This is a genomic window from Caballeronia sp. ATUFL_F1_KS4A (assembly GCF_023630905.1).
Taxonomy (GTDB): domain Bacteria; phylum Pseudomonadota; class Gammaproteobacteria; order Burkholderiales; family Burkholderiaceae; genus Caballeronia; species Caballeronia zhejiangensis.
Genome location: NZ_JALQEB010000044.1, coordinates 37762 through 61923, shown reverse-complemented (window position 1 = coordinate 61923; position 24162 = coordinate 37762). Strand labels below are relative to the sequence as shown.

Genomic DNA, 24162 nt, shown 5'->3' with positions numbered 1-24162 from the left:
GCGAACGAAGAAAAAGTCAGGCCACGCCGATGCGCCATTGGCCCGGCGGCAGCGTGCCGTTCACGGCGAAATCGCCGACGATCCGGTCCTTGTAGATGCGCGGATTGTGCGACGCGATGGTGCGCGCGTTGCGCCAGTAGCGGTCGAGCCCGGCGGTGCGCAGCGTCGCGGATGCGCCGAGCGCGTCGAACACGCTCGCGCTCGCGTCGAGAACGAGTTGCGACGCGACCGTCTGCGCCTGCCAGATCTCGATCTCCGTTTCCGCGATGACGGCGAGCGCATCCGGCCTGTCGAACGACGCCGCCGCGCGTTCGAGCGCGCGCGCCGCCTGCGCGACGATCGCGCCGGCCGTCCAGGCGTGCGCGCGGGCGCGGCCGACTACTTGCAGCAATTGCGGATCGTCCGCGGCGCGCGTGCTGACCGCGTGGCTGTAACTGCGCGTGCGCGCGGCGATGGCGGCGGCCGCGTCGCTCGCGACGGCCCGGCCGATGCCCGCGAGCGTCGCCAGATGCACGAGCTGATAGAACGCTTCGGAGTACGGGAACGGCGCGCGGCCCGCGACGATTTCGCGTTCGTCGACCTTCACGTTGTCGAAGCGGCTCGTGCCGCTCGCGGTGAGGCGCTGGCCCATGCCGTCCCAGTCGTCGATCACTTCGACGCCGTCCGCACGACGATCGACCGTGACGGACACGGCCTCGTCGTCCGCATTGGTTGCGCCGACGTGGATCCAGTCGGCGAAGAGCGAGCCGGTCGTATAGAACTTCGTGCCGTTCAGATGCCAGCCGTTCGCGTCGCGGGTGAGACGCGTCGCGAACTGGCTGCGCGGCGCTTCGCCCGTCTCGGACCAAGCCGCCCCGACGATGACGCCCTTCGCGAGCCGCGCGAGCCATCGCTCGCGTCGTTCGACGGGACTGTCGAGCGCGTGCTCGATAAAGCCGAAGTGCGCGCGCAGCGCCTGCGTGATGTTCGAATCGGCTTCCGACAACTCGATCAGCAATTCGAACAATTCGACGAGGCGGATGCCCTGGCCGCCATAGTCGGCCGGCACGCGCAAGGACGTGAAGCCGGCGTCGCGCAGCCAGGCGATTTCGTCGGTGGGAAGACGGCGTTCGAGCTCGCGCGCGACGCTCTGTGCGCGGATGCGAGCGAACACGGGCCGAAAGCGCGCGGCGAGCGCGGCGTACCGTTCCGTGGGACCGGGACCCCACGCTGCGCCGACTTCGACGCCGGAAGGCAGGGGAGCATTGCGATCGAAAGGCATGGCGCTCCGATGTGATTCGTGAAAGCGTCGATTATCTGCAACCCGTGCGCCAACGCTAAACGATGAATCATCAGAAGCTAAGCGCAATCGCCGCTATTCGCCGTTATCTGGTGTCGACGGCCATCTTCGCGGCAGGCGCGTGGGCCAGGCGAGCAGCTATGACCTCGAGCCACCGCTGGTCGCGCTTGCGCTCGGGCTGATCGACCGTCTGACGATGCCGCGCGTTCCTCGCGTGCAATGCATTGAAGAAATGCTTCGTTGTTGAACCGTTCCGGCGAGCCTAGATTCGATCTGTCGAACCTAGCCAGCGGGGCGTGCAATCATGAGCGATGTCGTGATCGAGCAGCCGGTCGAAGTCGAGGCCGGGTTGAACTATCTCGTGCCTACGGGCGTGAAGCCCGCCTCCTACGCCTACGATCCGCCGCCCGGCGTGCCGCGCCGCACCGGCGAATATCGCACGCACGCGGTGAGGATTTCGAATGCGCGGCTGCGACCGCCGCCGGGCGGCCTGTCGCTGGACCGGAATGGTTTCGAGTTGCATCGCGAAGCGAGCGCGCTCAGCGATTTCTCCGACGATGCCGCGATTCGTTCGGTCTACTACCCGCAATCCGAGCGCCTGCTGAAGCAATGGACGGGGGCGAAGCGCGTCGTCATCTTCGATCACACACTGCGGGATGGCGCGGCGGCACGCGCGAACGGCGTGAAGGAGCCGGTGCATCTGATCCACAACGATCAGACCTTCGTTTCCGGGCCGCGCCGGGTGCGCGATCATCTTCCCGCCGATGAAGCCGCCCGCCTGCTGCAAGGGCGCTTTGCGATCGTCAATCTGTGGCGGCCAGTGGGCGAGGTCGTGGAATCGTCACCGCTCGCATTGTGCGATTCGCGCAGCATCGACGAACGCGATGCGGTCGCGCAGGACTTCATCTATCCGACGATGACGGGCGAAACCTACGCGTTCGTGCATAACCCGCTGCATCGCTGGTACTACTTCCCGCTGATGTCGCCCGACGAGGCGCTGCTCATCAAGATCTACGACTCGGCCGGCGACGGCGTTGCGCGTTTCACCGCGCACACGGCCTTCGACGATCCCGCATCGCCGCCCGATGCACGGCCACGCCGCAGCATCGAGTTGCGCAGCCTGCTGTTCTTCTGAGGTACTGCCGAGCAAGCCTGGTACGCGCTGCAAATACGAAAAGGTAACTCGGTATCGCAGAGGAAGGCATCGCACGCGGCCGCGAAAGCAACGAACGAATTCGGCTACGGCGCGCAATGGGCGAGCTGCGGGAAAGCATCGCGGGATTGCAGCGATATGCATAGTCGAAACGCTTCGTTGGCGACGCGTCTTGTCGATGCTTCAATGTTTCCGTCGCATTGAATGCGGCCTGCATCCGACAAACGCAAACCACAACGGAGATTTTCGATGTCCGAACTTTCCACGCTCGCCGCCGAATCCACGCTGTCTCCCGTCACGTCGAATGAACCGTTCCAGGTGCGCCCGATCGGCGGGCGCATCGGCGCGGAAGTGCGCGGCGTGACGCTTTCCGCCGATCTCGACGATAACGCCATCGCCGCGATCAACAATGCGCTGCTCGAACACAAGGTTCTGTTCTTCCGCGGCCAGTCGCATCTCGACGACGCCGCGCAGGAAGCCTTCGCCGCGCGTTTCGGCGAGACCGTCGCGCATCCGACCGTGCCGTCGCTTTCGAGTGGAAGCCGTCTGCTCGAACTCGATTCGAAGCATGGCACGCGCGCGAATTCATGGCATACGGACGTAACGTTCGTCGATGCTTATCCGAAGATTTCGATTCTGCGCGGCGTCGTGATCCCGCCCGCCGGCGGCGACACGGTATGGGCCAACACGGCCGCCGCATATGCGAACCTGCCGGAAGCGCTGCGCGATCTCGCCGACAAACTCTGGGCGCTGCATTCGAACGCCTACGACTATGCCGCCACGCGCAACGTGCCCGATACGGAATCCGAGCGCGAGTACCGCAAGCAATTCACCTCGACGCTCTATGAAACGGAGCATCCGGTCGTGCGCGTGCATCCGGAAACGGGCGAACGCACGCTCGTGCTGGGTCACTTCGTGCAGCGCTTCATCGGTCTTTCGCAGCGCGATTCGGACCGTCTCGCCGAAATCTTCCACGATCACGTCACGCGCCTCGAAAACACCGTGCGCTGGCGCTGGACGCAAGGCGATGTCGCGATCTGGGACAACCGCGCGACGCAGCATTACGCGGTGGCCGATTACGCCGATGCGCATCGCGTCGTGCGTCGCGCGACCGTGCACGGCGATGTGCCCGTAGGCATCGACGGGCGCAAGAGCCGCATCGTCAAGCAGGAAACGCGCACCGCCTGACGCGTGGCGCGATACCCCATGCACCGGCGATCGCATCGCCGGCGATCCACTCTTTCTCATTGCACGATGACACTACGATTCAAGCTCTTCGTCGGCGCGGCGACGCTGTTCGCTGCGCTCATCGGTCCCGCGCAGGCCGCCGATCCGGCCGTGGTGCGCATCGGCGTCGCGCAGCAGGGAACCGGCGATCCGCCCGTTTTCGGCGGCTCGCCCGCGGCGACCGCGCTTTTGCAGCATCGCGTCGAAGATGCGTTGCAGCCCGAGCACATCAAGGTCGAGTGGATCTTCTTCAAGGGCGCGGGACCCGCCGTCAACGAGGCGCTCGCGAACAAGCAGCTCGACTTCGCGTATCAGGGCGATTTGCCTTCCGTGCTCGGCCGCGCGAACGGATTGAAGACGCATCTGCTGCTGGCGTCGAACGTCCGGACCGGTGTGTACCTCGCGGTGCCTCCTGATTCGGACATCAAGAGCGTCAAGGATCTGAAGGGCAAGCGCGTCGGCATCTTTCGCGGGACGAATCTGCAACTCGTCGCCGATAACGTGCTGAAGCAAAACGGCCTCAGCGAACGCGATCTGCGCGTCATCAATCTCGATACCGCTGCCTCGCAGGCCGCGCTGGCGTCGAAGGGCGTCGATGCGGTGTTCCTCGACTACTCGCTCTTCAAGCTGCAACGTCAGGGGCTCGCGAAGATCGTCTATGCATCGCGCGATGACGGCGTGCAGTTCACGCGCCAGGCGCATCTTCTCGTGCTCGAAGACTACGAGCGCGCGCATCCCGACACGGTGCAGAAGGTCGTGACCGCCGTGGTGCAGGCCGCGCAATGGTCGTCCGATGAAACCCATCGCAATGCACTCTTCGCGTTGTGGGCGAAGAGCGGCGTGCCGGTCGAATCGTGGTCGTCCGAGTTTGCGAATCAATCGATGAAGGACCGCATGTCGCCGCTCATCGATCCGTTTCTGGTCGCGCGTTATCAGGCCGTCGCCGACGATGCGTTGCGTCTGAATCTGATTCGTCAGCCCGTCAGCGTGAATGGATGGTTCGAGCCGAAGTATCTGGATCAGGCGCTGAAGTCGCTGAAGCTCGAAGCCTACTGGCCGCGTTTCGATGCAACGGGCAAGCCTTCCGGCGAACGTCTCGCGGAGAACAGATAAATGGCCAATGCACTGACGCGTGTGTTTCAGCCCGCGGATCGTGCGCGCGGAATGTCATCGACTGATGCGTGGCGCACGATCGGCTGGACTGCGTTGCCGTGGATCGTGCCCAGCGTCTGCGCGTTGCTGTGGGTGCTCGGCTCGCACTACGGCTGGATCTCCGCGCAAGTGTTGCCGGTGCCCGCGCTCGTCTTCGAAACGCTCGGCGCACTCGCGAAGAGCGGCGAGTTGTGGACGCATCTGCTGGCGAGCACGACGCGCGCCGCTGTCGGATTCGGCGGCGGCGTGCTGCTCGGCATCGCGCTCGGCGGATTGCTCGGCCTGTCGCGCACGCTGGAAGCCTACGTCCTGCCGAGCTTCAACGCGATCGTGCAAGTGCCGGTGCTCGGCTGGTTGCCGTTTCTCATGATCGTCGTCGGCATCGGCGAGCCGCTGAAGTATCTGCTGATCGGGCATGCGGCGCTCGTGCCCGTCACGCTCTCGACACTGCAAGGCTTTCGCGGCACGCCGCGTGCGTTGCAGGAAGTAGCGTCGGTGTATCGCTATACGCGCTGGCAAGTCATCACGCGCGTGACTTTGCCATCCGCGATTCCGGTCATCGGCACGGGCGTGCGGCTCGCGTTCACGAAAGCGTGGCTGACGCTCGTCGTCGTCGAGCTCGTCGCGTCGTCGGAAGGGCTGGGTTATCTGATCGTGTATGGACGTCAGCTTTTTCAGCTTGATCTCGTGCTGGCCGCGGTGCTGATCGTCGGCGCAATCGGCTATGCGGCAGATCGCCTGCTCGATGCATTCGAGCGCAAGCTGCAACGCGGCCGCGTCAATTGAGGATCAGCCATGTCGACTCTGGATTGGGAAGCGGGAACAGTCAAAGGATCGTGGCGCGGACTCGTGCTGCCGATAGCCGCGCTCGCCGTGTGGTGGTACGTGTCGCGCGATGCGCAAGTGGGGCGAGGCGTGATGGTTTCGCCTGCACACGTGTGGAGTACGGCGGTCGATCAGGTCCGCAGCGGGGCGCTCGCGCGCGCGTTGTCGGCATCGCTTGCGCGCGAGTTGACGGGCTTTGCGATCGGCACCAGTCTCGGCCTCGCGCTCGGCGCATTGCTCGGCATATCGAAGCTCGCGAATCGCGCGATCGCACCGAGCTTCAACACGTTCAAGCAAGTGTCGCTGTTCGCGTGGATTCCGTTGATCTCCGTGTGGTTCGGACTCGGCGATGTCGCGAAGGTCGTGTTCCTGTCGCTTGCCGCGCTCGTGCCCGTCGTGATGCATACGAGCGACGGCATCCGCGCCGTTCCCGCGAACTGGCTCGACGTGGCGCGCGCATATCGCTACGGCAGGCTGCAAACGGTGGCCTATGTCGTGGTGCCCGCAGCGTTGCCGTCCATCTTCACGGGCGTGTATCTGGCGCTCATCTATTCGTGGCTCGCGACGCTCGGCGCGGAGTATCTGCTCGTTGCGGGCAGCGGCATAGGCAATACGCTCGTCGATGGCAGCGAACAGTTTCGTATGGATCTCGTCGTGTTCGGCGTGATCGTGGTCGGTTTGACGGGGTGGGCGTTGAATGCTTTCGCGCGCGGCGTGCAGCGGCGCTGGTTCGGCGCGTCGCGCGCGGCTTGAGGAGAATCCGGATATGACGACGCAAATAGAGCAAGACAGTGGCCTGACGCTGCGGCACGTGAGCAAGCGCTTCGCTGGCGATGCGGGGCCGCCGGTGCTCGATCGCATCGAGCTGTCGATTGCGAGCGGCGAGTTCGTGAGCATCGTCGGGGCGAGCGGTTGCGGAAAGTCGACGTTGCTGCGGCTCATCGCGGGCCTAGATGGAGATTACGACGGCGAGATCGATTTCGGCGGCGAGCGCGTCGTGACGACGGATCTGTCGCGCGGCATCGTGTTTCAGGATCATCGGCTGTTTCCGTGGCTCGATGTCGCGCAGAACGTCGCGGTCGCGTTGCGCAACGCGCCGTTATCGAAGGCCGAGAAGGCGCGCGCGGTGGCCGAGCATATCGAGCTCGTCGGATTGAAGGGCTACGAGCGGCTTTATCCGCATCAGTTATCGGGCGGCATGGCGCAGCGCGTTGCGATTGCGCGAGGACTGGTGAACCGGCCGCGTCTGCTGTTGCTCGATGAACCCTTCGGTGCGCTCGACGCACTTACGCGAAGCCGCTTGCAGCTCGAATTGCAGCGGATATGGGAGCATGAACGGATCACGATGGTGCTCGTCACGCACGATGTGGAGGAAGCCGTGCTGCTGTCGGACCGGATCGTGGTGATGCAGGCGCGGCCGGGACGCATCGGGGAAGTGGTGGATGTATCGCTGCCGCGGCCGCGAAAGGTTGGAGATAGCAAGGTCGCCAGGTTGCGCGACGATATCGTGGACAGCTTCTTTACCGAAGCGGCCTAAAGCTGCGCTTCGATCGCCGCTTTATCGATAACGGACCACACGCGCTCGATCTTGCCATCGCGGAACTCATAGAAGACGTTCTCGCAAAACACGACGCGTCTTCCATCGATATGCAGGCCGAGGAAGTCAGCCTTCGGCGTGCATTCGAAGCGCAACCGGCAAGCGACGCGCGGCGGCTCCGCTATCAGCAGCTCGATATCGAAGCGGAGGTCCGGAATTTCGCGCACATCTTTCTTCAGGAGCTCGCGATAGTCATCGAGCGTGAGCGCGCGCGCGTTGTACTGCAGCGCATCGTGAACGAACGCGCCGAGATTCGGCCAGTCGCGCGCATTCAGGCAAGCGATGTATTGCCTGTAAATATCTGAAAGCATCGTGTGCGCTCCAAAAGGAATGGTGATGCGCTTATCGTAGCGTTGTGCGTTCGGCGGTGAACCGACGCGCGCAGCGCTCAATTCTCATCGACGACTCGCTAACCAACAAGCTTACTTCGGATGGCACGCGCAATGCTGAACGCAGGGATCACATTTCCCCGCCGGAGTTCTCCATGCCTTTTCGCGGCCAACCCGATCAGCTTTTGCCCAACGCCGCGCCCGCCGAACCGGAAGCGGGGCGCCGTTCGTTTCTGACACGCGGCGGCGCGGGCATTGCAGTCGCGCTCGCGGCCGGAACCGGCAGCGCATGGGCCGCCGGTCCTTCAGGTGCCGATGCCAATCAGGTCAAGCTGCCGCTGATTCAAGACCCGAACACGGAGCAGAAGGAAGAAACGCCCGACGCGAATCTGCCGCCCGACGCGCGCATCGGCTATGCGATCGTCGGGCTCGGACGTCTTTCGTTGAATCAGATTCTGCCCGCGCTCGCGCAATGCAAATACTCGAAGGTGGCGGCGCTGGTTTCCGGCGATCGCGAAAAGGCGCGGCGCGTCGCGCGTCAATACGGCATCGCCGATGCCGACATCCACGATTATCAGGACTTCGAGCGTCTTGCAGACAATCCGCGCGTGCACGTCGTGTATATCGTGTTGCCGAACGGCATGCACAAGGCGTTCACGCTGCGCGCGGCGAAGATCGGCAAGCATGTGCTCTGCGAGAAGCCGATGGCGAACAATGCCGCCGACTGCGAGGCGATGGTCGAAGCGATGAAGCGCGCCAATCGCAAGCTGATGATCGCGTATCGCAGCCAGTACGAGCCGATGGATCGCATGGTTGCGAAGATGGTCAAGGAGAAGAAGCTCGGCACATTGCGCGAGTTCATCGCGGGAAATTCGCAGAATGTGGGCGATCCATCGCAATGGCGCTTGAAGAAGGCGCTCGCGGGCGGCGGCGCAATGCCCGACATCGGCCTCTATTGCCTCAACGCGGCGCGCTTTCTGTCGAACGAAGAGCCGATGGAAGTTGTCGCGACGGTGCATCGCCCGCAAGGCGATCCGCGCTTTGCCGAGGTCGAGGAATCGGTGCACTTCATCCTGCGCTTTCCGAGCGGACTCACGGCGACGTGCATGTCGAGTTATGCAAGCCACGAATCCCGTTTCTTCAGGCTGCAAGGCGCACAAGGCTGGGTCGAGATGGATCCGGCGTTCGGCTATAACGGATTGCGCTTGCGTCACGGCATGCTCGTCGACGGCAAGAGCGCGACGACCGAAGTGCAGATCGATCCGCAGAACCAGTTCGCGCGCGAAATCGATCACATGTCGGTCTGCGTGAAGGACGATCTCGTGCCGCACACGCCGGGCGAGGAAGGCTTGCAGGATCAGCGGATCATCGACGCGATCTACGAATCGGCGCGCACCGGCCGCGCCGTGAAGCTCGCCCAGCCGGATGCGCCGACGCGCGGGCCGGAGCCGCAGGAAGAGACTTTCTGATCGGTTGCGAACGGGTGGCATGTGGCGCGTGCGGAAGAGATAGCGCACGAGCACGCTCGCCGCGTTGACGCCCGTCGCGAGGTGGACGCCTTGTGCGCGGTAAGGATTGGCCAGCACGACGTTGGCGAGAATCTTAACCGCGAAGCCTCAGAGATCATGCGATAGCGCGTTTCGGTCGCGAACTGATTCGCGAGTCCGCAGCGGAACAGTTTCGTCACAGCGACGGTGTCTCCGGCGTGAACGCGCCCCTCTGAAACAACAGGTTGATCCCGCGCAGAAAAAGAAGCACTTTCGCCGTGGCCCGCCCCGCGCGTGCGCCAACTCTCGCACGATCGGCAAAGACGGGCGGTACATCAGCCGTCCCTCGCGGCATCAGCGATGCTAATAGACGAAGACGCCGTTATCAGATCGATTTGACGGAGCGCGCCGGGCATTCATTCAGGCTTGCTGCTTAACCGCCCATTCCCGCGCGTCCCATTGATACGGAACCGTAAGGACGGTGTCATCCGGGCTAGCACCGATATAAGCCCGAATTATCCGGCGCATCAATAAACAGTATTAGGCGTTATGGTGCGATCTCGCTACGCTTCATCCAATGCGCTCGCTTACCACAGTCGGCGCGCACAGATGGAGACGCTGATGAACACGCGCTGCCGCAGCGAACGGCAATCCCGCATTCGTCTAGCCGGTGTTGTCGTCCGCGCGCGGCAGCGCCGATCATGCGCCCGTGCTGATCTTCCAGAACGAGCGCGCGCATCGGCTTCGGGATCAGCGTTATTCGTGGTGTCGGAGACGCTCGACAAGCTCGAAGACGGCTGCGCGCGGACTCCCTCCCGAATCATTGCGCATAACGGCGGACGCCAACGGGCACACGCCTTTCACAACAGCCGGAGACATTGATGAAATACGAAGATGACGTTCGTGCGCGTTCCTACAAGTTCCGCGACGAGTATGTCGATGCCACGCCATGGTGGTATCGCGGCGAAATGCACCTCGGCTTCACATTGCTCTTCACGGGCGGCGTGATCGTCTTTTGCCTGATGCAGCTTCATGCGCCGACGCTCGCCGAATGGATGGCCGTCATTCCGCTCTTTCTGTTCGGCAACTGGGCGGAATGGGCGGCGCACCGCTATGTGCTGCATCGTCCGACGAAGTATTTCAGCATGATCTACAAGCGCCATTGCGCGGTTCATCACCGGTTCTTCACGCATGTGACGCTTGAATACAAGGGTCACCGCCACTGGCGCGCGCTGCTGTTTCCGCCTTTCGCGCCGGTTGCATTCGTGCTGGCGGCCGTGCCGTTCGCGCTCCTGATCGGGTTCGTATTCTCCCGCAACGCAGGCTACATCGCGCTGTTCACGATGGCGGCATACTTTCTGATGTACGAGGGCCTGCATACGCTCTCGCACGTCACCGACAGCCCGTTCCTCGACCGCGTTCCGTTCGTGAACACAGTGCGGCGCCTGCACGCTACACACCACGATCCCGAAGTGATGGCGACACAGAATTTCAACCTCACGTTCCCGATTTGCGACACGCTGTTCGGCACACGCAGCGACGTTCCCGGTCGTGCGCGCGAACCGTTGGAACGCGGCCACTAAGGCGCTTGTTTCCGCAAAACACAGTCGCTCGCGACGTGGCGTTGCGTACGGCGGCCTCGAACTACCCGGCCGTCGCAGCCGCCTCACGGTTGCGCATGATCCATTCGCTGAAGAGTTTGACCTTCGGCTGACTCGCGACGCACTCCGGATAGACGAAGTAATAGCGTGAGCCCGTTTCGAGCACGGTGTCGAACGGCATGACGAGCCGCCGGGCCGCCACGTCTTCGCTGACCAGCGTCCGGTCGCCGATCGCGACGCCGAACCCTTGCATGGCGGCGTTGGTCGCCAGATCGAGCGTTTCGAATGTCGGTCCGAGCGTCGCGTCGATCTCGCTCGCACCCGCGCAATCGAGCCAGAGCTTCCAGTCGCGGTGATCGCGCGTCGGATGCAGCAACGCATGATGCGCGAGATCAGCCGCGGCGGCGAGCGGACTTTCATTGAGCAGTTCGGGCGAGCACACGGGCGTGAGCTGCTCGTCGAAGAGCGGCACGGCGTGCACGTCCGCACCGGGCGACGAGCCGTAGATGATCGCCGCATCGAACGATTCGACCTCGAAATCGACATCGTGCTGCCAGGTCGTCGTGATCTGCAATTGCAGTTCGGGATGCTCGCTCTGGAAGCGCATGATCCTCGGCAGCATCCATCGCATCACGCAGGTGGGCACTTTCAGCGCGAGATCGGTGCGCTGGCGCGTGAGACGCAGCGATACCTCTTCGATGCGCCCGAAGCTCTCTCTCACGACGGGCAACAGCACGTCGCCTTCCGCCGTCAAGGTCAGGCCCCTTGCGCCGCGGATGAAAAGGGGAAAGCCGAAGTATTCCTCCAGCGCGAGAATCTGTCTGCTGATCGCCCCCTGCGTGAGGCACAGATGTTCCGCCGCACGCGTGAAGCTGCGGTGACGCGCGACGGTCTCGAAGATCTGCAGTGCGTTGAGCGGAGGAAGTCGTCGCATCGGGGCGTGTCTCCGATCATGAAAATCACGTCAGCCGGAAATAGTGTAGCAAGCCGGGCGCGGTGCTAATGCAGTATCTTGCCCAGAAAATCCCTCGCCCGGTCGGACCGCGGATGCGCAAAGAACGCGTCCTTATTTTCGTCTTCCACGATGCGCCCGTGATCCATGAAGATCACCCGGTGCGCGACCTTTCTGGCGAAGCCCATTTCGTGCGTGACGCACATCATCGTCATGCCTTCCTGTGCCAGTTCGACCATCACGTCCAGCACCTCGTTGATCATCTCCGGGTCGAGCGCGGAAGTGGGTTCGTCGAACAGCATCGCGACCGGGTCCATCGACAGTGCGCGCGCAATCGCCACGCGCTGCTGCTGGCCGCCTGAAAGCTGCGCGGGATACTTGTCGGCGTGCGCGCGCAGGCCGACGCGCTGGAGCAGACGCAGCGCCTTGTCGGACGCTTCGTCTTTCGAGCGCCCCAGCACTTTCGTCTGCGCGAGCGTGAGGTTGTCCGTGATCGACATGTGCGGAAACAGCTCGAAATGCTGAAACACCATGCCCACTTTCGAGCGCAGTTTCGACAGGTTGGTGCGCCTGTCGTGGACGGACTCCCCGTTGACCGTGATGCTGCCGCTCTGGAACGGCTCGAGCCCGTTGACGGTCTTGATGAGCGTCGACTTGCCGGACCCGGACGGCCCGCAGACCACGACCACTTCGCCTTTGCCGACGGTGGTGGTGCAGTCGGCCAGAACCTGGAACTGGCCGTACCACTTCGACACGTTACCGATGGAAATCATGCGCAAACCTTTTTGAAAGTGCGTTAGCCATTGAGACGCGGCTTTTAGCGATGTCTGCCGACGCGATACCGGCGCTCGAGCGCGCGCGCATACCAGGTCAGCGGAAAGCACATCGCGAAGTAGAGCAACGCGACGAGGGCGTAGATCGGGAAGGGACGGAACACTGCGTTGGTGATCATGGTGCCGGTCTTGGTCAGCTCCGTGAGACCGATGATCGACGTGAGCGCGGTGCTCTTCACGACCTGCACGAGAAATCCCACGGTGGGCGGCACGGCGATCTTCCATGCCTGCGGCCAGACGACGTGACGCAACTGCTGCGTCCACGTCATGCCGAGGCTCGCCGCGGCGCTCCACTGGCCGCGCGGCACCGCCTCCACGCAGCCGCGCCAGATGTCGGCGAGACAGGCGCCCGTGTACAGCGTGAGCGTGACGGTCGCGGCAGCCCAGGGCGACACTTCGACGCCCAGCAGCGGCAAGCCGAAGAAGCCGAGGAAAAGCTGCATCAGAAGCGGCGTGCCCTGGAACACCTCGACATACAGCACCACCGTCCGGCGCAGCCACGGCAGCGGCGACACGCGCATGGCGAGCAGCGCCAGTCCCGTGAGGCCGCCTCCGACGAACGCGATCACCGAAAGCACAACCGTCCAGCGCGCGGCCAGCGTCAGGTTGCGGGCGATATCCCACAGCGTGAACTCGATCATCGTGAACGCTCCTTCGGAAGGCCGGGTTCGGCCGCGCCGATGCGCAGGGACATCAGGTTGCGCAGACCGCGCCGGGAAGTGGTCGCGGCCGCGCGGCCGGCCCGTCCCGCGAACAGCCGCTTGCCGAGTCGGTTGATCAGCATGCGCAGCACGATCGACAGCAGCAGATAGATCGCGGTGACGATCACGTAGCACTCGAACGAACGGAAGTTGCGCGACTGAATGAAGCTGGCGGCGTGCGTCAGGTCAGGCACCGAAATCTGCGATACGACCGCGGAGCCGAGCATCACGATCAGCACCTGCCCGAGCAGTGCGGGAAACACGTTGGCGAGCGCCTGCGGCAACACGACGTGGCGGAACACGTGCGGTCCCCGCAGGCCGAGCGCCATCGCGGCCTGGAGCTGTCCGCGCGGTATCGAGTCGATGCCCGCCCGGACGATTTCCGTGGCGTACGCGCCGAGGTTCACCGTCATCGCCAGCACGGCGGCCTCGATTTCGCCGATATGCACGCCGAGGCTGGGCAGCCCGAAGAACACGAAGAAGAGCTGCACGAGAAACGGCGTGTTGCGAATCAGCTCGACATATGCGGTGATCGCCGCGCGGACCGGCTTCGGGCCCGTCACGGCGAGACACGCGCCGCCGATGCCGACCAGGCCGCCCAGCAGCGTCGATATGGCGGTCAGGCCGAGCGTCACCGCGACGCCATGCGCGAGCACATCGACATAGAGGCCGACGTCGCTGAAGTCGAACGTGTAGGTCATCGAGCGATCCTCCCGCGTGCGAGTGAACGGAGCGCTCCGCGCATCACAGGTCGGCCGGCAGCGGTGCGCGCAGCCACTTCTGCGAGATCGCGTTCATCGTGCCGTCCTTCTTCGCCGCGGCGATGGCTTCGTCGACCTTCTGCTTGAGGCGCGGCTCGTTCTTGTTCAGGCCCACGTGATCGGGCGAGCTGAAGAGCGAGAACTTCTGCTCGGGATCGTTCGACGGGTGACGGGCGATGATCGTCGCGCCCACGTCGTTGCCCACCACGAGCAGTTGCGCCTGCCCGGCCAGAAACGCGGAGATCGCGCCGTTCGGGTCGTCGAATCGCTTGATCGACGCGGACGGCGGCGCGACCTTGCTCACGCTCAGGTCTTCCAGCGTGCCGCGCGCGACGGCCACGCTCTTGCCGGCAAGGTCGCCCGCGTTCTTCACGGGCAGCGACTTCGGACCGAATACGGCCAGGTTGTACGGCGCGTAGGCCTGCGAGAAGTCGATCACCTTTTCGCGCTCGGGCGTCTTGCCGACCGAGAGCAGCATGTCGGCCTTATGGTCGACGAGATACGCCATGCGGTTGTCGCCGGTGACCTGAATCAGTTCGACCTTCGCGTTGAGGGTCTTGCCGATCAGGCTGGACACGTCGATGTCGTAGCCCTGCGGCTTCATGTCCGGCCCGATCGAGCCGAACGGCGGATAGTCCTCGAAGACGCCGATCCGGACGACGCCGGACTTGTTGATCGAGTCGAGCGCGTCGGCGTGCGCCAGCGGCGCGAATGCGCCGAGGCCCGCGATGCCCGAGAAGGCGAGGAGGGCGGCGGTGCGGGCGAGGAAGCGCTGCGCGGAAGTCGTCGTGTGCATGAAGGTCTCTCCTGTGTCGATACGGTGGGCGGCGTGAATTCAGTGCGCGGTGCGTGCCGCGATGAGCTTGCAGGCGTGCGGCGGAAGTTCCGCGAAGACGGGCATGCCGATTCGCAGGTCCGGCGTCTCGCGCGGCGTCGTGGCGGCGGTGAGCGTGAAGCCCGCGCAATCGATGGTCGCTTCGAGCGACGCGCCGACATCCCGGATGAACGCCACCTTTCCGGCGAGCACGTTGGGCCCGGGATCGACGGCGCCGTTTACGGCTGTCCGCATGCAGACGTCTTCGGGACGAATCAGCAGGCGGACGTCGCCCGCCGCGCCGCGCGCGGGCGGTGCGGCATCGACGACGATCTGCTGGCCGCCCGGAAGCGCGATCCGGTCTCCGCCTTCGAGCGTGACGGGCAGGATGTTGCCGAGGCCGATGAAGTCGGCGACGAATTCGCTGACGGGATTGCGATAGATGTCGAGCGGCTTGCCGACCTGCGCGATGCGTCCTTTTTCCATGACGACGATCTCGTCGGCCATGGTCATGGCTTCGCGCTGGTCGTGCGTCACCATGATCGTCGTGATGCCGAGGCGCTGCTGCAGGAGACGGATCTCGACCTGCATCGCCTCGCGCAGCTTCGCGTCGAGCGCGGAGAGCGGCTCGTCGAGCAGCAAGAGCTTCGGCGACGACGCGATGGCGCGCGCAATCGCCACGCGCTGGCGCTGTCCGCCCGACAGCCGCGAGACCGGCCGGTCCGTCATGTGCGGCAACCGGATCAGATCGAGCAGCTCGGCGACGCGGCTGGCTTCCGCCTCCTTGCCGACCCGGCGAAGACGCAGCGGATAGGCGATGTTCTGCGCGACCGTCATGTGAGGAAAGAGCGCGAGCGACTGGAACACCATGCCGAAATCGCGTCGGTTCGCGGGCACGTCAGTCAGATCGCGGCCGGCGAAGGCGACCGTTCCGGACGACGCCGTTTCCAGCCCCGCGATGATGCGCAAGAGCGTCGTCTTCCCGCAGCCGGACGGCCCGAGAAAGCACACCAGCTTGCCGTCGGGCACGGCGAGATCGACATGATCGACGGCGTATGCGGCGTGGAAGCGCTTCGTTACCGCCTGAAGTGTCAGATGAGTCATGAGGGTTCCCCGGTTACAGCGCGACGCCTTCGTCGCCGATCAGCCTTTCGAGCAGCCAGATCAACGCAAAGTCGATGAGCACGATGACGACCGCGAACGAGAACACGGTCGGATCGAGCGAGGACACGGTGCGGCTGTACAGCCAGATGGGCAGCGTCATCGTGTCGATGCCGTACAGAAAGAACGTGACCGTGAACTCGTTGAACGAGACGATGAAGGCGAACAGCATGCCGGCGAGAATGCCGGGCCGCATGAGCGGCAGGACCACATCGACGATCGCGCGGCGCGGGCTCGCGCCCATCAGGCACGCGGCTTCCTCGAACTCCGGGCCGATCGCCGCGACCGAGGCGGCGCAGTTCTTCACCGTGAACGGCAAGGCGAGGATCACGTGCGCGATGATGAGCCGCAGAATGCCGAGCTCGACGGGCAGCACGTTGAACACGAGCAGCAGCGAGAGCCCGAGCATCACGAGCGGATAGACCAGCGGCAGCGCGACGAGCTGCTCGATAACCGCCTTGCCGCGGAAGCGATAGCGCGAGAGCGCGTAGGCGGCGGGCACCGAGACGGCGGTGGCGATGATCATCGTCGATACCGCGACGACGAGGCTCGTCGTGAGGGCCGTGCCCATCGAGAGCACATCGCTTGCGTCGGGCGATACGAACGTGTGCCACGCGGCCCGATACCAGCGCAGCCCGAAGCCCGGCGGCGGGAATTGGAGCGTATCCGAATTGCCGAACGACATCGTCACCATCGTGAGGATCGGCAGGGCGGCGAGAAAGAGCACGACGGTCGCGAGCAGGCTGGCGGCGCGGCTCAGGCGTCCCGGCATGATCGCGGAAAGGCGCAGGGCGCTCATGAACGGGCTTCCTCCGTGCTTTGCATGCCGCGTACGAGCCGTTGCGATACCGACATGACGACGAGCGTCGCCACCATCAGCACCACGCCGAATGCCGACGCGGCGGGCCAGTTCAGAAGCGGCGCCACCTGGTCGTGCACGAGCACGGCGAGCATGGGCACGCGGCGGCCGCCCAGCAGCAGCGGCACGGCGAACGCGCTCGCGTTGTAGGCGAAGACGAGCAGCGCGCCGGAAACGAGACCGGGCATCGCGAGCGGCAGGACGATGTGGCGCAGCGTCTGCGAGCGCGTCGCGCCGAGCGTAGCGGCCGCTTCCTCGTAAGAGCGCGAGATGGCGCGCATGGCGCTCGCGAGCGGCAGCACGGCGAGCGGGAACGCGGTCTGGATCAGGCCGAGCAGCACGCCGTTCTCGCGATAAAGCCACTGCACCGGACGCCGCACGACGCCAGCCGCGAGCAGCGCGTTATTCAGCATGCCCGCCGGCCCGAGCATCACGAGCCAGCCGTAACCCTGCAGCAGCAGATTGACGAGCAGCGGCAGCAGCACGCCGGCAAGAAGGAGCCGGCGAGCGAGCCGCGATTCGGTGCGCGCCATCGCGAGCGCCACCGGAATCGCCAGCGCCACCGCGCAGACCATGCTCTCAAACGCGAGCTTGAGCGTCAGCCCGAGCGAACGCAGGAAGTACGAATCGGCGAGGTCCGCGTAATTGTGAAGCGTGAGTGCGCGCCACTCGTTCCCCGGCACGCCGAAGCTCATGCGCAGCACCGCGAGCGACGCCGCGACGAGCACGGCGAGAAACGCGAGGATCGGCGCGAGCAGCACCCACGGCGGCACCCTGGGCAGCGCGGGAGCCGACGTCTGTCCGGAGGCGGCGTCTGCCAGCGCTGCCGTCCTGCGGCGGAAATAGAGTGCGGACATGGAGCTCAGGCCGAAAAGATTTCCGTATAGCGCTTGATCCACGCCGGTTGCACCGCCGCCAATGCCTTGTCGTCGTGCAGCACGGCGTTCTCCGCGATTTGCTGGGGAGACGGCACGAACGCGCGGCTTTCGGCGGGAATCGCCGCCTTCGAGTTCACCGGACCGTTCAGCACGTCGGCGGCCATGCGGCCTTGCACGCCTGCGTCGAGCGAATGGTTGATGAACGCGTGGATCAGGTCGATGTCGCCCGGATGCGCCTTCGGTATGACCGTGAACATCAGCTGGGTGGCGAAGCCTTCCTTCATCCCGTACGTGACGGCCATCTTGTACTCGGGCTTGCGCAATTGATCGGGGAAGAACGCCGGCGAGTAGATGCCGCCGATATCCAGCGAACCCGTGCGGAACAGGTCGGCGACCTGATTCGGATTCTCGCCGAGCGTGAGCACGCGGTCCTTGAGTTGCGCGAGCTTCGCGAAGCCCGGTTCGATGTTCTGCTGCGAGCCGCCCGCCATCTTGGCGGCGATGATCGCGAGATCGACCGCTTCGGCCCATTCCGGCGGCGGCAGGAAAATCCGCCCCGCATACTTGGGATCCCAAAGCGCTTCGTAGGTCGTGGGCGCCGTCTTGACCGACGACGTGCTGTAGACGAGACCGTCCGACCACAACAGATAGCCGATGCCGAAGCCGTTGGCGCCCGTTTGATACCGCGCGGCGACATCCTTCAGGTTGGGGAGTTTGTTCAGATCGGGCTTCATCAGCAGACCGGCATCCGCGAGACCCGAGGCGCCCACGCCCGCGAGCGTGATGACGTCGTAGGTCGGGCGGTCTCCGGCCGCTTTCACTTTCGCCACCATGCCGGAGGTGCCGTCGGCGCGATCGGCGATGACCTGCGCGCCGGTCTTCTGGCTGAACGTCGCGGCAATGTTGCGCAAGGCCGCCGCGCCGGTGTCGTCGGACCATGTGAGCAGGCGCAGCGTCTTGCCGGCGAAGCTCCTCTCCTGCGCCTTCGCGGTGCTGATGAACGGCATCGGCAGACTCGATGCGGCGAGCGCTATGCCGATGGTCTTGATGGCCTGCCTTCTGCCTCGTTTGATGTCATGCATGGTTCACTCCTCGCTGAACGTGCAGCAGTCGGTCAATGCGGTCGGTCGATCAACAGCGGCGTTGTGAGAGCACTCTAGGTACGCAAAATTTCGGCAACAATCGAAATCTCGGCATGGTTGCCATGAGCCGAACGCATGGCTCGGCCTTAACAAAAGCTTTCAGTCGGAATCGGCCGCAGTCAGCACCTGCTTGATTTCCTGGAAGGCCGCGAGTCCGAACGGCCCGAGTTCGCGGCCGATGCTGCTCTTCTTGAAGCCGCCCCAGGATGTCTGAGGAAAGATCAGTTGCGGCGCGTTGATCCAGACGACGCCCGCCTGCAACGCGGCCGCCACGCGCTGTCCGCGTGCCGCGTCGCGCGTGACGACGCTTGCGACCAGCCCGAACTCGGTGTCGTTGGCGGTGGCGATCGCTTCGTCTTCCGTGTCGAAGCTGCGCACGCACAAGACGGGTCCGAAGATCTCTTCGCGCCACACGGCGCTGCCGGTGGGCACGTCGACGAACATCGTTGGCTGCACGAAGTATCCGGGTCCGTCGGGCGCCTCGCCCTGGACCACGAGGCTCGCGCCGTCCGCCTTGCCCCGCGCGATGAAGCGTTGCACGCGTTCGTGCTGCGCGCGGTTCGTGAGCGGCCCCATCTGCACGGCGGCGGCGAACGGATCGCCGACGACGGTGCGCGCGACCCGGTCGGCGAGGCGAGCGATCAGCGCCTGCGCGAGCGGCCGTTCGACCAGCACGCGCGACGTGGCCGAGCACATCTGTCCGGCATTGAAGAACGCACCGCCGATGACGAGATCGACGGCGAGATCGAGGTCGGCGTCCGCGAAAACGACGATGGACGACTTCCCGCCCAGTTCGAGGCTCACGCCCTTGATGGACTGCGCCGCCGCCTTCATGACCTGCTCGCCGACCGCCGTGCTGCCGGTGAACGAGACCTTGGCGATGAGCGGATGCGTGGTGAGCGCCGCGCCGACATCGGTGCCGGTGCCGGTCACGATGTTGAACACGCCGGGTGGCAGGCCGGCCTGCTCGACGATCGCGGCCAGCGCCAGTTCCGGCAGCGGGGTGAATTCGGAAGGCTTGAGCACGACCGTGCATCCCGCGGCGAGCGCGGGCGCGAGTTTCCAGGCCGTGGTCACCATCGGGAAATTCCACGGCACGATCAGGCCGACCACGCCCGCGGGTTCACGGCGGATCACCGCGCGATGCCGGTCGCTCGGGATGGCGATCGCTTCGCCCGGTTCATCCAGCCGTTCGGCCAGCCCGGCGTAGTAGTCGAAGGTGGCGACCACGTCGCCGACATCGATGCGGGATTCGGCGATCGGCTTGCCGTTGTTGAGCGACTGAAGCGCGGCGAGATGCTCGGCACTGGCTTCCACGCCGCGTGCGATCGCTCGCAGAAAGGCGGCGCGCGCGGCGCCCGAAGTCTGTTTCCAGGCGCGCCATGCGTGCGACGCGGCGCGCACCGCGCGATCGACGTCGGCGGGACCGGCCGCGTCCACTTCGGCGATCGTCTCTTCGGTCGATGGATTGATGACGGGCAAGCGTTGCCGCGTTTCGGGCGCGCACCAGCAGCCGTCGATGAAGAGCTGGGTGCGCAGCGGAAAGTCGAAGACGGGGCGTGCGTCCGCGTTCATGACGGCACCCGTGCAAACCAGTCGGCTTCGCGGACCTCGATCACGGTCGGGACGTCGCGCGATACTGCGCGCCGCAGCTCGGCTTCGAGGGTCCGCGGGTCGTCGACTCTTGCGGCCTCGCATCCGAAGGCTTTGGCGAGCGCGGCGAAGTCGGGCGTGTAGATATCGACGCCGACGGGCGTGATATCGCGTTGCTCCATGTATTTGCGGATCTCGCCGTAGCCGAAGTTGTTCCACACCAGCACGATCACGGGCACGCGCGCCTCCACCGCGCTCGCCAGTTCCGGCAGCGTGAACTGCAGACCGCCATCGCCGATCAGGCAGACGACCGGCCGCCTGGGCGCGGCGAGCTTCGCGCCGATGGCGGCGGGCAGTCCATACCCGAGCGTGCCGTAGCCGGTCGACGAGTTGAACCATGAGCGCGGCGCCGGTGCATCGTGGAGAAAGTTGCCCGCGTAGACCGGGCTCGTCGAATCGCCTGCAATGACGACGCCGGGCAAGGTGCCGACGATCGTGTCGATCAGGCGCTGCTGCGAGCGCATCGCGGCGTCGCAGCCGGCCAGGTTGGCGGCCCGCACCGCGGCGACGCGCGCCGCGCCCCAGTCCGTCGCGGCCGGGCGAACGGGACGCTCGTGCAGTCTCGTCGACAGCTCGCTCAACGCCTCGCGCGCGTCACTGACGATGGCCACATCCGGACGAACGTTGCGCATCAGTTGTTGCGCATCGATATCGATGCGGATGAGCTTGCCTGCGATCGCAAAGCCGCCGTCGAAGACGACGTCGTAATCGGTTTCGCCCAGTTCGGTTCCGACCGCGAGCACTACGTCGGCTTCGCGGATCATCGCGCGGGTGTGCGGCAGCGACTGCGTGGACCCGATGAGAAGCGGCTGTCCGGACGGCAGCAGTCCTTTCGCATTGGTCGTGAGCGCGACCGGCGCCTGCAGCCGCTCGGCGAGTTCGCGCAGTTCGGCGGCAGCGTCGGCCGCGCCGCCGCCAGCGAGAATCAGCGGGCGGCGCGCCTCCGCGAGCAGTTCCGCGGCGGCGGCGAGCGCGGCGGGGTGTGCAGCGGGTTTCGCCGCACGCACGGCGCACGACGCCTCGATGACGCCCGCCGGCGACACGATGACGTCGAGCGGGATCTCGATATGCACCGGCCGCGGCCGGGCGCTCTCGAACACCGCGAACGCGCGGGCCAGCACCTGAGGCAGATCGGCGGCATCGAGCAAGGTGTGCGAAAACGCGGCGAGCCCGTTGAATACTTCGCGCTGCGAGGGCAGTTCGTGCAGGCGTCCGTCGCCGCTGCCGAGTTCGCTGCGCGCATTGACGCTCGATATCACGAGCATCGGGATGGAATCGGCATGGGCCTGTGCCATCGCGGTCGCGATATTGGTCATGCCCGGACCGGTGATGATGAAGCACACGCCGGGCTTGCCGGTGACACGCGCATATCCGTCGGCCATGAAGCCCGCGCCCTGTTCGTGACGGGGCGTCACGTGCCGGATCGACGAGCGCGCAAGACCGCGATAGAGCTCTACTGTGTGCACCCCCGGGATGCCGAAGACATACTGGACCCCGTAGATCTCGAGCAAGGTGACGAGCGATTCGCCACAGGTTCGATAGCGCGAGCCGGCCTGGCCGTTTGCCGTTCTCACGTTGCGATCGTCGAAGTGCCTGGTGGATTCACGAAGGTTCATCGGTCGTTGCATTCCTGATTGGTTGGACTGCGGAGGCGGCTGGGGTGCAATCATTCTCGACGCGGCTCCGTCGCGAAGCCAATCGAAAAGATCTCATGGGGCGCATCAGATTTCGGCATGGGTCAGGCAGGCCGCGCGTGGATGGATGGCAGCCCCGCGGCGGGCTCGTGCTCCGTGCTTCGGAAGCGCATCGCGGATCTTCAGCTCGGGACACGCGGCTGCGTGAAATGCGACGCTCGCGCTGGTCGGCGGACCGATCCGCATCGGCCTGACAGATGAAGAGGTGGAACAGCGCGGCTCGCCGGGTCCGGATAGTCCCTCGACTGCAATAGTTATTCGGGAAAGCGCGCATAGCATCCGGCAAACGCTTCGTTTGCTCGCAATGGGGGCGAACGTACCATCATTCGTTCAACCCGCTCCCGGTCATTCCCGCCCGCCTGCCCATGAACGTTCCCCGCTATCCTTCCGCCGCGCTACGGCTCGATGCCGGCGCGCCCCCCGAACGGGACGACAAGCGCACAAACGATACGCGCGCGCTAGTCGACCTGCCCACACGCGAAGCGGCGCAGGCACGCGCGCGCACGTTGAGCGTGCTGCGCTCGCGGGGTTTGCGCATCGGCGTTCCGCTCGCGTTGATCGTGTTGTGGCAGCTCGCATCCTCGCTGCAACTCGTCGCGCCCGAAACCTTGCCGCCGCCGACCGTCATCGTCGCGGCACTGAAGGAACTGATCGCGGACGGCGAACTGCAAAGCGCGATCGGCGTGTCGCTCGTGCGCGCGGCGACGGGCTTGGCCATCGGCGGCGGCATCGGTCTTTTGGCGGGCCTGTTTGCGGGCCTGTGGCGCGTCGGCGAAGAGATCGTCGATGCGCCACTGCAGATGCTGCGCACCATTCCGTTCATTGCCCTGATTCCGCTCTTCATCACCTGGTTCGGCATCGGTGAAGGCGCGAAGGTCGCCGTGATCCTCGCGGCCACCATCTTTCCGATGTATCTCAACACGTATGCCGGCGTGCGCGGCGTCGATCCGAAGCTGCTCGAAGCGGCGCGCGTTTTCGGGCTGTCGAGCCGGCAGATGGCGCTGCGCATCATTCTGCCGACGGCGCTGCCATCGATCCTCGTCGGCGTGCGCTATTCGAGCGCCGTCGCCTTGCTCGCGCTCGTCGTCGCGGAGCAGATCAACGCGCAGAACGGCATCGGCTACATCCTCGTGAACGCGAACCAGAATCAGCGCGCGGACATCATCATCGCGGGCATTCTGGTGTATGCGGCGCTCGGCATCGTCACCGATCTCGTGATGCGCGCGCTCGAACATCTCGCCCTGCCGTGGAGGCCGCGTTTTGAACTCGCCTGACATCGAACGCTTCGACGCGTTGCAACAGCGCGAAGCCGCGCTCGAACTCGACCGCGTGAGCCGCGTGTTCTCAGGGCGCGCGGTGCTGAAGGACGTCTCGCTCACCATCAGGCGCGGCCAGTTCGTGTCGATGCTCGGCGCATCGGGCGCGGGCAAGACGACGCTGTTGCGCATCCTCGCCGGGCTCGATCGCGCCGACAGCGGTCGCGTGCGCGTCGCGGGCGCGCGTTCCGTCGTGTTTCAGGAGCCGCGTCTCGTGCCCGCCAAGCGCGTATGGGAAAACGTCGTCATCGGCCACGACCGCCTGGGCGCGGCGAAGCAGTCCGCGCTCGCCGCGCTCGACGAAGTCGGCTTGTCGCGCCACGCGCAAGGCTGGCCGAAGACGCTTTCCGGCGGCGAGGCGCAACGCGTCGCGCTCGCGCGTGCGCTCGTGCGCGAGCCGAAGCTCTTGTTGCTCGACGAACCCTTCGCCGCGCTCGATGCGTTGACGCGCATCCGCATGTACGAACTCGTCGCGCGTCTGTGGCGCGCGCATACGCCTGCGGTCGTGCTCGTGACGCACGACATCGACGAAGCGATTCTGCTGTCCGATCGCATCGTCGTGCTATCGCAAGGCGAGATCAACGCGGATGTGACGGTCGATTCTCCGCGTCCGCGTTCGCGCGGCGACGAGCACGCCATCGCGTTGCGCGCGCGGCTGCTCGCGGAACTCGGCGTCGACGACGCTGCATTGCAAGCCGCGTCCCGAAACGCGGCATGAAGACTTCATTCACTCAGACCACACGTTCAT

23 protein-coding genes are annotated in these 24162 nt (G+C 65.1%); 10 read left to right on the top strand and 13 right to left on the bottom strand.

Annotated elements, in window-relative coordinates:
- Positions 1-16: 16 nt before the first annotated feature.
- Positions 17-1261 carry an acyl-CoA dehydrogenase family protein gene (locus tag NCS03_RS29135; protein WP_033535660.1) on the bottom strand — a complete coding sequence of 415 codons (1245 nt, stop codon included), beginning with the start codon at positions 1259-1261 and terminating at the stop codon, positions 17-19.
- 322 nt (positions 1262-1583) lie between these two features.
- Between NCS03_RS29135 and NCS03_RS29130 the strand changes: the two genes are divergently transcribed.
- The 6 genes from NCS03_RS29130 to NCS03_RS29105 all read left to right on the top strand — a co-directional run bounded on the left by NCS03_RS29130 (position 1584) and on the right by NCS03_RS29105 (position 7173).
- Entirely contained in the window at positions 1584-2414 is an 831-nt protein-coding gene (locus tag NCS03_RS29130; RefSeq protein WP_008345423.1) for a CmcJ/NvfI family oxidoreductase, read from the top strand.
- 267 nt (positions 2415-2681) lie between these two features.
- A complete protein-coding gene (locus tag NCS03_RS29125) occupies positions 2682-3620 on the top strand; it encodes a TauD/TfdA dioxygenase family protein (RefSeq protein WP_008345425.1) in 939 nt (312 codons plus the stop codon).
- Positions 3621-3686: 66 nt separating this feature from the next.
- A complete protein-coding gene (locus NCS03_RS29120) occupies positions 3687-4772 on the top strand; it encodes an ABC transporter substrate-binding protein (protein ID WP_250442109.1) in 1086 nt (361 codons plus the stop codon).
- 51 nt (positions 4773-4823) lie between these two features.
- The gene (locus tag NCS03_RS29115) at positions 4824-5597 is read left to right on the top strand and encodes an ABC transporter permease (RefSeq protein ID WP_250530347.1); all 774 of its coding nucleotides are present in this window, start codon (positions 4824-4826) and stop codon (positions 5595-5597) included.
- A gap of 9 nt (positions 5598-5606) precedes the next feature.
- Positions 5607-6389, top strand: coding sequence for an ABC transporter permease (locus tag NCS03_RS29110; RefSeq protein WP_008345434.1), 783 nt, complete (start codon positions 5607-5609; stop codon positions 6387-6389).
- Between the two features lie 13 nt (positions 6390-6402).
- Positions 6403-7173, top strand: a complete 771-nt coding sequence (locus NCS03_RS29105; protein ID WP_033535709.1) for an ABC transporter ATP-binding protein — start codon at positions 6403-6405, stop codon at positions 7171-7173.
- Here NCS03_RS29105 and NCS03_RS29100 read toward each other — a convergent pair.
- A complete protein-coding gene (locus tag NCS03_RS29100; protein ID WP_008345436.1) occupies positions 7170-7544 on the bottom strand; it encodes an ester cyclase in 375 nt (124 codons plus the stop codon). The genes NCS03_RS29105 and NCS03_RS29100 overlap by 4 nt on opposite strands.
- A 173-nt stretch (positions 7545-7717) precedes the next feature.
- Here NCS03_RS29100 and NCS03_RS29095 point away from each other — a divergent pair, with 173 nt between their 5' ends.
- Both NCS03_RS29095 and NCS03_RS29090 read left to right on the top strand, forming a co-directional pair.
- The gene (locus NCS03_RS29095) at positions 7718-9031 is read left to right on the top strand and encodes a Gfo/Idh/MocA family protein (protein WP_008345437.1); all 1314 of its coding nucleotides are present in this window, start codon (positions 7718-7720) and stop codon (positions 9029-9031) included.
- An 899-nt stretch (positions 9032-9930) separates the two neighbouring features.
- On the top strand, positions 9931-10632 hold the full coding sequence (locus NCS03_RS29090; protein WP_250437727.1) for a sterol desaturase family protein: 702 nt from the start codon (positions 9931-9933) through the stop codon (positions 10630-10632).
- Between the two features lie 61 nt (positions 10633-10693).
- On the opposite strand, the gene NCS03_RS29085 is transcribed toward NCS03_RS29090, so the two are convergent.
- From NCS03_RS29085 to NCS03_RS29035, 11 genes are all read right to left on the bottom strand, one after another.
- Positions 10694-11584 (bottom strand): LysR substrate-binding domain-containing protein, encoded by an 891-nt coding sequence (locus NCS03_RS29085; RefSeq protein WP_175982457.1) that lies wholly within the window; start codon positions 11582-11584, stop codon positions 10694-10696.
- Positions 11585-11649: 65 nt separating this feature from the next.
- Entirely contained in the window at positions 11650-12375 is a 726-nt protein-coding gene (locus tag NCS03_RS29080; RefSeq protein WP_008345440.1) for an amino acid ABC transporter ATP-binding protein, read from the bottom strand.
- A 44-nt stretch (positions 12376-12419) separates the two neighbouring features.
- A complete protein-coding gene (locus tag NCS03_RS29075) occupies positions 12420-13076 on the bottom strand; it encodes an amino acid ABC transporter permease (RefSeq protein ID WP_250437726.1) in 657 nt (218 codons plus the stop codon).
- Positions 13073-13837, bottom strand: a complete 765-nt coding sequence (locus NCS03_RS29070; RefSeq protein ID WP_250522598.1) for an amino acid ABC transporter permease — start codon at positions 13835-13837, stop codon at positions 13073-13075. The genes NCS03_RS29075 and NCS03_RS29070 overlap by 4 nt, the downstream gene beginning before the upstream one ends.
- A 43-nt stretch (positions 13838-13880) precedes the next feature.
- Positions 13881-14693, bottom strand: coding sequence for a transporter substrate-binding domain-containing protein (locus NCS03_RS29065; RefSeq protein ID WP_008345445.1), 813 nt, complete (start codon positions 14691-14693; stop codon positions 13881-13883).
- 39 nt (positions 14694-14732) lie between these two features.
- The gene (locus tag NCS03_RS29060) at positions 14733-15815 is read right to left on the bottom strand and encodes an ABC transporter ATP-binding protein (RefSeq protein ID WP_250504345.1); all 1083 of its coding nucleotides are present in this window, start codon (positions 15813-15815) and stop codon (positions 14733-14735) included.
- 13 nt (positions 15816-15828) lie between these two features.
- Positions 15829-16671, bottom strand: coding sequence for an ABC transporter permease (locus NCS03_RS29055; RefSeq protein WP_250530346.1), 843 nt, complete (start codon positions 16669-16671; stop codon positions 15829-15831).
- Positions 16668-17588 carry an ABC transporter permease gene (locus NCS03_RS29050; protein ID WP_250530345.1) on the bottom strand — a complete coding sequence of 307 codons (921 nt, stop codon included), beginning with the start codon at positions 17586-17588 and terminating at the stop codon, positions 16668-16670. Before NCS03_RS29050 ends, NCS03_RS29055 begins: the two co-directional genes overlap by 4 nt.
- Positions 17589-17593: 5 nt before the next feature.
- A complete protein-coding gene (locus NCS03_RS29045; protein ID WP_250530344.1) occupies positions 17594-18691 on the bottom strand; it encodes an ABC transporter substrate-binding protein in 1098 nt (365 codons plus the stop codon).
- A gap of 159 nt (positions 18692-18850) precedes the next feature.
- The gene (locus NCS03_RS29040) at positions 18851-20326 is read right to left on the bottom strand and encodes an aldehyde dehydrogenase family protein (RefSeq protein WP_250530343.1); all 1476 of its coding nucleotides are present in this window, start codon (positions 20324-20326) and stop codon (positions 18851-18853) included.
- Positions 20323-22020, bottom strand: coding sequence for a 5-guanidino-2-oxopentanoate decarboxylase (locus tag NCS03_RS29035; RefSeq protein WP_250530342.1), 1698 nt, complete (start codon positions 22018-22020; stop codon positions 20323-20325). Before NCS03_RS29035 ends, NCS03_RS29040 begins: the two co-directional genes overlap by 4 nt.
- Before the next feature lie 443 nt (positions 22021-22463).
- Between NCS03_RS29035 and NCS03_RS29030 the strand changes: the two genes are divergently transcribed.
- Positions 22464-23372, top strand: a complete 909-nt coding sequence (locus NCS03_RS29030) for an ABC transporter permease (protein WP_175982464.1) — start codon at positions 22464-22466, stop codon at positions 23370-23372.
- Positions 23359-24132, top strand: a complete 774-nt coding sequence (locus tag NCS03_RS29025; RefSeq protein WP_250530341.1) for an ABC transporter ATP-binding protein — start codon at positions 23359-23361, stop codon at positions 24130-24132. Before NCS03_RS29030 ends, NCS03_RS29025 begins: the two co-directional genes overlap by 14 nt.
- Positions 24133-24162: the final 30 nt, after the last annotated feature.

What these genes read in the sequence shown, in the direction of transcription:
- NCS03_RS29135 (WP_033535660.1), bottom strand. Translation starts at nt 1,261, where the DNA reads ATGCCTTTCGATCGCAATGCTCCCCTGCCTTCCGGCGTCGAAGTCGGC.
- NCS03_RS29130 (WP_008345423.1), top strand. Translation starts at nt 1,584, where the DNA reads ATGAGCGATGTCGTGATCGAGCAGCCGGTCGAAGTCGAGGCCGGGTTG.
- NCS03_RS29125 (WP_008345425.1), top strand. Translation starts at nt 2,682, where the DNA reads ATGTCCGAACTTTCCACGCTCGCCGCCGAATCCACGCTGTCTCCCGTC.
- NCS03_RS29120 (WP_250442109.1), top strand. Translation starts at nt 3,687, where the DNA reads ATGACACTACGATTCAAGCTCTTCGTCGGCGCGGCGACGCTGTTCGCT.
- NCS03_RS29115 (WP_250530347.1), top strand. Translation starts at nt 4,824, where the DNA reads ATGTCATCGACTGATGCGTGGCGCACGATCGGCTGGACTGCGTTGCCG.
- NCS03_RS29110 (WP_008345434.1), top strand. Translation starts at nt 5,607, where the DNA reads ATGTCGACTCTGGATTGGGAAGCGGGAACAGTCAAAGGATCGTGGCGC.
- NCS03_RS29105 (WP_033535709.1), top strand. Translation starts at nt 6,403, where the DNA reads ATGACGACGCAAATAGAGCAAGACAGTGGCCTGACGCTGCGGCACGTG.
- NCS03_RS29100 (WP_008345436.1), bottom strand. Translation starts at nt 7,544, where the DNA reads ATGCTTTCAGATATTTACAGGCAATACATCGCTTGCCTGAATGCGCGC.
- NCS03_RS29095 (WP_008345437.1), top strand. Translation starts at nt 7,718, where the DNA reads ATGCCTTTTCGCGGCCAACCCGATCAGCTTTTGCCCAACGCCGCGCCC.
- NCS03_RS29090 (WP_250437727.1), top strand. Translation starts at nt 9,931, where the DNA reads ATGAAATACGAAGATGACGTTCGTGCGCGTTCCTACAAGTTCCGCGAC.
- NCS03_RS29085 (WP_175982457.1), bottom strand. Translation starts at nt 11,584, where the DNA reads ATGCGACGACTTCCTCCGCTCAACGCACTGCAGATCTTCGAGACCGTC.
- NCS03_RS29080 (WP_008345440.1), bottom strand. Translation starts at nt 12,375, where the DNA reads ATGATTTCCATCGGTAACGTGTCGAAGTGGTACGGCCAGTTCCAGGTT.
- NCS03_RS29075 (WP_250437726.1), bottom strand. Translation starts at nt 13,076, where the DNA reads ATGATCGAGTTCACGCTGTGGGATATCGCCCGCAACCTGACGCTGGCC.
- NCS03_RS29070 (WP_250522598.1), bottom strand. Translation starts at nt 13,837, where the DNA reads ATGACCTACACGTTCGACTTCAGCGACGTCGGCCTCTATGTCGATGTG.
- NCS03_RS29065 (WP_008345445.1), bottom strand. Translation starts at nt 14,693, where the DNA reads ATGCACACGACGACTTCCGCGCAGCGCTTCCTCGCCCGCACCGCCGCC.
- NCS03_RS29060 (WP_250504345.1), bottom strand. Translation starts at nt 15,815, where the DNA reads ATGACTCATCTGACACTTCAGGCGGTAACGAAGCGCTTCCACGCCGCA.
- NCS03_RS29055 (WP_250530346.1), bottom strand. Translation starts at nt 16,671, where the DNA reads ATGAGCGCCCTGCGCCTTTCCGCGATCATGCCGGGACGCCTGAGCCGC.
- NCS03_RS29050 (WP_250530345.1), bottom strand. Translation starts at nt 17,588, where the DNA reads ATGTCCGCACTCTATTTCCGCCGCAGGACGGCAGCGCTGGCAGACGCC.
- NCS03_RS29045 (WP_250530344.1), bottom strand. Translation starts at nt 18,691, where the DNA reads ATGCATGACATCAAACGAGGCAGAAGGCAGGCCATCAAGACCATCGGC.
- NCS03_RS29040 (WP_250530343.1), bottom strand. Translation starts at nt 20,326, where the DNA reads ATGAACGCGGACGCACGCCCCGTCTTCGACTTTCCGCTGCGCACCCAG.
- NCS03_RS29035 (WP_250530342.1), bottom strand. Translation starts at nt 22,020, where the DNA reads ATGAACCTTCGTGAATCCACCAGGCACTTCGACGATCGCAACGTGAGA.
- NCS03_RS29030 (WP_175982464.1), top strand. Translation starts at nt 22,464, where the DNA reads ATGAACGTTCCCCGCTATCCTTCCGCCGCGCTACGGCTCGATGCCGGC.